The organism is Moorena sp. SIO4A5, assembly GCF_010672005.1.
Lineage (GTDB): Bacteria > Cyanobacteriota > Cyanobacteriia > Cyanobacteriales > Coleofasciculaceae > Moorena.
On sequence record NZ_JAAHHZ010000286.1, the window covers coordinates 1 to 5995 of the forward strand.

The window sequence follows — 5995 nt, forward strand, 5'->3', positions numbered from 1 at the left end:
GCTGCAGGCCAATGGGATGTTGATCTTGACTCCATACCGATACCTCGGCCCAGGGGTGTTCTTTTTGCACTTTCTCCACTTCACAGCCCAGTTTTTTTTTCCACTGCTGTTGTTGTTGAGATATGAACAGGACTTACGCACAGACTCCATGGGTAGGGTTTGCAAGGTTTGGACAACCCTACAGGTAGCGTTAAATTGAGGTATTTGCGTAAGTCCTAATGAATTGGTGATTGTTGGTCGAGGTACTTTCAGCCCTTTAATCCATTTGCTTGAGAATCCGCCATCCAAGTTGAAGTCAGACAATTCGAACCAATAATTCACAGAGATAGTCTGCAACTTTGCGACCGTTCCACAGCCCACCATCCGGGGCTGGACCTGACAAAATTTGATCTAATTGCCCTTGTTGCTGATCCCTTAAAAGAGGTGGAGCAAAACAGGTTTCTACGCCTACCATCTCCCAAGGTCAAAGGTCCAATCCGGTTGTAGCCCCACACCAGTTCATAAATCCAACTTCGTTTATATCCAGTCACTTTGCGCGACTTCTTCACTGGTTCTGCCAAGGGCTAGCAACCAGATGATTTGATAGTGGGAGCGTTCAATCGGATCTTTCCCTTGACGATAGCGCTGTTAATGTTCTTCTATACTCAGATGGGGTTCTATGCTGATTCGCTTGGGCATCAGTTTGGACCATTGTCTTGCATCTCTCATATATTACGGTTCTGAGGGGGTGACATGAGCCCTGAAAAGCTTACTATATAAGGCTTTGATGCCAATTCTCATAAGAATTGATAAACTCCCAAATTGACCCTCCTGTGATTTTCTGAAAGCTCAAACCCTTATAACTACGTCCAAGGAAGCGCCCAAAACACCATGTATCTTTTTGTAACAGATCGGCTGAAAATATTACCCAGTAAGGGTTTTAGCTTGCATGTCACCCCCCAGATTACGGTTATTTAATGCAACTTGATATTACCAGGAGTTTTAGCCTTAAAAAGGCACTCTATTTTACTGCCGGATTAACATCTTTAATCTGATCCCCTTTCTGACGATTTAAAAATAGAAAACGATAGACGAGTAATAAACTGGATATCAATGGGCCTAGAACCAATCCCCACCACAAGCCCATACCACCATAACCTAAAGGCATTGCTAGTAAATAGCCCACTCCGAGTCCAGATCCCCAGAATGAAAGTAAATTGATGAGCATAGGGATTTTGGTATCCTGTATGCCTAATAAGGCTCCAGTCATATTCATTTGAAGTCCATAGGCGAATTGGTAAAAACCTGCAATGTAGAGAAAGGAGATTGCTGTAGCTTTTGTATTAAAATAGTTTGGATCATCGGGATTTATAAAGATAGACACAACCTGCTTGGGAAATTCCCAAACTATAATTATCACTAACAATGAAAAGAAAGCACCAATAGCAAGATTAATAAATGCCGACACTCTAATTCCCATCGCATCTTTAGCTCCATAGGCATACCCCACTCTAGCAACAGTAGTACAGGCAATAGCAGATGGAATTGCCATAAAAACTTCTACAGTTTGAATTGTAATCTGGTGTGCTGCTAGAGTAGCTGTACCAAAAGATCCCATCAGCAACGTGGTTATGTTTAAAAGTGCTATCTCAGTACCATAGTGAATCCCCATCGGATAGCCAATACGAAAAAGTTTGATTATAAGTCTTGGATCGAGCTGATAAAAATTACCAAAAAAACTATATTTGTCAAACTTTGGATGAAACATAAATAAAACGATAGCTATTAAGAACGTAAGCCAATAAATAAAACTACTCGCCCAGCCAATACCCGATAGTCCTAAATCTGGAAATCCAAATTTTCCAAACATCAATATATAGTTAACAGGAATATTTAAGCCCAGGCCAATCACCGCAATGACAGCTATCGATTGAGGATAATTAACAGCGGAGGCAATATCCTTAGCAATTAGTAATCCAATAGCAGCTGGGAGTCCCCATATAACTGCATTTGCATAACTTTTGACGAGGAAAAAGTCGCCTTTGTCTTGTCCGATTAAACCTGAGAAAGAACCACCACACCACAAGAGCAAAACCATGGGTAAGGATATAATTATAAGTAACCATAACCCCTGAAATAAAATATAACTAACCTGTTCAGGCTCATCAGTGCCAACTGCTTCAGCTGCCATTGCCCCTACCCCTGATACAATTCCGTATCCAACATAAACAGCGGTGGCAAAAGCAACCGTTCCCAAAGCACCTGATGCTATTGATTGAGTTCCTAATAACCCCATCATCACAACATCTATAGCTTGAACAGCTACATCACAAATCTGTGTGCTTATAAGGGGAATGAGTAATTGAGAACTAGAAATTGTTTCAGATATAGCCTTTGATACCAAGCTATATGAGCCTAACTTAGGACTATGTGTACAGTTTGTCTCAGTCGTTTTGTTCTGCATTAGACGTTAGAGGTAATTTATAAAGTAAATCTTAAGAGCTGAAATCCGTTGACAGATATGGATTTCAGGTAAGCAGGAGTAAACCTGAGGGGGCGACGAAATAAGCTGAGGGGGCGACGAAATAAGTTAAAACGCAGACTATATAAGCAACCTAGCCCTTAGGCCTCGTTGATAATACTTTCGTTTATTAGGATTTAATTTCATTAATTCGGTGACTAATTCTAAACAAACATCCTTTAAATTCACCCAAGTTTGGCCATATAAACCAATGTAAAAACTGCTATGTCTCCGCTCCCTACGACCATATTCTTTGACACGAGCTACATAGTTTTGTATTCCTTGACGTGTCTTGATGCAGTCGCTCATGGGGGAAACCCCCAAGACCGCGCTGCATCGCTTTAATATGCTGACCTTGAATCGTTGAGGAACTGTAAGCTATTGCAATTAATAAAATTATAGAAATAAGCCGTTTACCCTCAACTTTAGTCTCCTCTATATTATAACCACCTGTATTAAAATATCTAAACATTTATTCAATATCAAATCTTTTTTTATAAGCTGAAATAGCTGACTCTAAGCTTTCCAAATTTGTAAGAATAAACCATCCTTCTTTGGCCTTTGGCCACGCTACGCGAACGAAGCTACTTTCTTGACTTTACGTTGCCACTTACCAGCCACATTAAAAATTATAAAACCACGGGTCTTGGATGAAACCTTGAACAGGGTAGCCTTTATAGTCGGCAGTCTGTGAGTCATAGGTTTAAGTCTTGGTAATAAGGCTACCCTGTTCTACGGTAACTTCAAGGTCACTTTAACTCCTTGGATAAAAAAAGATAATCCTGGTGTTAAGCCTAAATTATTTAATTGAATAAAAATATTATTTTTGACTTCGATAAATTCGTTCTTCTTAAGACGTAAGCAGAAATAGACACCCAAGGACTGGAGGTGCTGTGCCAGCTTGACCGAGCCAAATTATCTATCCCCTAATAGACAAACTTTATAGTTTTTTAAAAGTGGCATCACTGAGGATAGGGCAGTTTTTTGTTCATGAATATTGCTACACCCTAATTTGGGAAGTAATTCAAAATATATAGGAAAAGCTCTTTTATCCCAAACTATACTGATCATGAGGAAATTTATTCGACTCCAATTTGTGCGGTATATCGCTACATAAATTAATTGCTCAGTTGTGAAGTATGTTGATAACCAGGTTTTGATAATTGGAAACCAAATTTTTTCAATCGTCAGATTAGGCAATGATAAAAATCGTTGTATTCTTGTCTTGATGCAGTCGCTCATGGGGGTTCCCCCCATGAGCGACTGCATCGCTTTTCTACGACTTTCAAATTTTAGGGGAATTGATAGAGCATTTGCTAATTTTTCTAAATTTACTTTTTTAATTGTCTGTAGGAGACTAAGCAGAATTAGACTAAATAAGTATTCTGACTTACTAAGTTGACTTTTTAAGTGGTTTTGGTAGAATGCAAGTAACATTGTCAATAGGTAGGTATTGTTGAACAAAAGAGACCTATCTTTTTTTTACCACAAAATGGTGAACGCTTTACATTTAAAGCTTTTCAGGCTATTTCGTCACCCCTTCAGGGAGTAAACATAAGCCTAAATCCTGAAAGCATTGCACCGCAATGGTTATAGCTCTGTTCACAAATCAGCTCTAAGGATTCGAGCCTAATGTTTTTACCAAACTGAGATACACCGAGGCCAATTATCACCTATTCGGTTGAGTTAAACAAGTTAGGTTCGTAAACTTAATCCTTGAAGTGTAGTCATAGCTTGAGTTTGGATTGTTTGTTAAAAATTTTTACACCTTTTTTTTTTTACTTCAACTTAACTTGAACTATCCACTACACATTAACCTTTAAACTTCAATATTTGACATTCAAGATTCCCTGAATTACAAATAATTGGTAAACACTGATTAGAGTTTTTGAACTTTCCCAAAATGCCTATATAGTTGATTATATATTACTTATGGCCTCTGGCCTCTTGCGTTGCTTTAAGAGCTGATTTATAAAGTCAACCAAAAGCATTGCCAGTCGCTTAACCATAAGGTGAATTAGAGAGCCATAAATCATGGCTTCACTCACATCTGAATACACCTCATAATCCAGGCTTTTGCGTCGAAATCTATTCAACCATCCATGCATTGCGCTCAACAATCCATCGTTTAGGTAACCGCTCAAAAGTTTTGGAAGTTCTCTTGATTACTTCCACCCTCACGCGATCGCCACAAACTTCCTTAACTGCACGGGCAAAATTATTACCAGAATAACCCTGATATACCCAAAGCACATCTAATTTCGACAGTTTATCCCTGGCTTCATTAAGTACTACGACTGCTCCTAATCGTTCTGAGGCATTCGCTTCAGTTACCAAAACACCAATTAATAATCCAAGGGAATCTACTACAATGTGACGCTTACGCCCCTTAACTTTCTTGCCACCGTCGAAACCGTAGACAGAGCCCTTTTTTCTGTTGTTTTCACTGACATTGAATCAGCAATGGCAACAGTTGAGTCTTCATCCGGGTCTAATTCTGTTCTTAATTTTTGGCGTATTTTATCGTGTATCTGTTGCCAAAAACCGCCTTTTTGCCATTTTTTGAAGTATCTGTATACCGTGCTATAAGGTGGTAGATCATGAGGCATCATTTCCCACTGACATCCAGTCCGTTGCACATAGAATATGGCGTTGAAAATTTCTCGGAAATCCACCTCTATAGGATGACCAAACCCCTTGGGTAATGGTACTAGAGGCTTGAGTATTTCCCATTCTGAGTCGCTCAGGTCACGTCGGGTTAGGTTGACGTTGAGGATTTGCGATCGGCGAAGCCGCGCCAAAGGCGATCGCAGGTAGACGGCTCATCAGTCACAACATAGCTTAACTATAACTAAGAAATAACGATTACACCATATTCACTTAATCCCCTACTTTCTTTAGATTCTCTTTATAAATCAGCTCTAACTGTAGATCAGGCTCGGTGGCATATGAGTGAGAAGTTGGAGGTGCCAGAGGGGATTCATCTTTTCCCCTTACCCCCTTACTCTCCTGAATTACAACCGGCAGAGCGATTATGGCCTGTGGTGAATCAAGCCTTGGGAAATATAGTATTTGACTCAATAGAACCCCTTGAAGACCTTGTTGAGCAACGCTGGCGCTATTTGCTCAATTCCCTGAGAGTTGATCCGCTGCATCAGCTTCTATCATTGGTGGCCTGAGGTAATGGAAGAAGCTGCTTAACTATGGTCAATTAATGTGACTTGATATAAGAGCTGATTTGTAAACTCAGGTAAAGTACTTGCCCTACAAGGGTTTCAGGAATTGAGCTTAGGTCGGCGGATAATCAACTGAAAGCTATATACCGCAAGGGCTTGAGTACTCTTAAGGTTTACTTTATAAATCAGCTCTTAGAATTACCCGCTTTTTGGCTCCAATCCCAAAGTGTTCGGCAAAATCTTTGAGCACTGCACGGGCACAGGTTCGTCCGCACCCGTGGCAATATCCACCAATAGGTCTGTCCGGTTTGAGGTTCGA

General features: G+C 40.1%; 3 protein-coding genes and 2 pseudogenes. 2 read left to right on the forward strand and 3 right to left on the reverse strand.

Annotation, left to right across the window (positions count from 1 at the left end; genetic code table 11):
• A partial coding sequence (locus tag F6K57_RS35110) for a hypothetical protein (RefSeq protein ID WP_293030129.1) occupies positions 1–199 on the forward strand: 199 nt, incomplete at its 5' end.
• Between the two features lie 801 nt (positions 200–1000).
• Here the strand turns inward: F6K57_RS35110 and F6K57_RS35115 are convergent.
• The 3 genes and pseudogenes from F6K57_RS35115 to F6K57_RS35125 all read right to left on the reverse strand — a co-directional run bounded on the left by F6K57_RS35115 (position 1001) and on the right by F6K57_RS35125 (position 5277).
• A complete protein-coding gene (locus F6K57_RS35115) occupies positions 1001–2443 on the reverse strand; it encodes an MATE family efflux transporter (RefSeq protein WP_293030132.1) in 1443 nt (480 codons plus the stop codon).
• Between the two features lie 138 nt (positions 2444–2581).
• Positions 2582–3937, reverse strand: a pseudogene (locus tag F6K57_RS35120) (IS4 family transposase).
• A 482-nt stretch (positions 3938–4419) separates the two neighbouring features.
• Positions 4420–5277, reverse strand: a pseudogene (locus tag F6K57_RS35125) (IS5 family transposase).
• Between the two features lie 87 nt (positions 5278–5364).
• Between F6K57_RS35125 and F6K57_RS35130 the strand changes: the two are divergent.
• Positions 5365–5679, forward strand: coding sequence for a transposase (locus F6K57_RS35130; protein ID WP_293072610.1), 315 nt, complete (start codon positions 5365–5367; stop codon positions 5677–5679).
• The last annotated feature ends 316 nt before the right edge of the window (positions 5680–5995 follow it).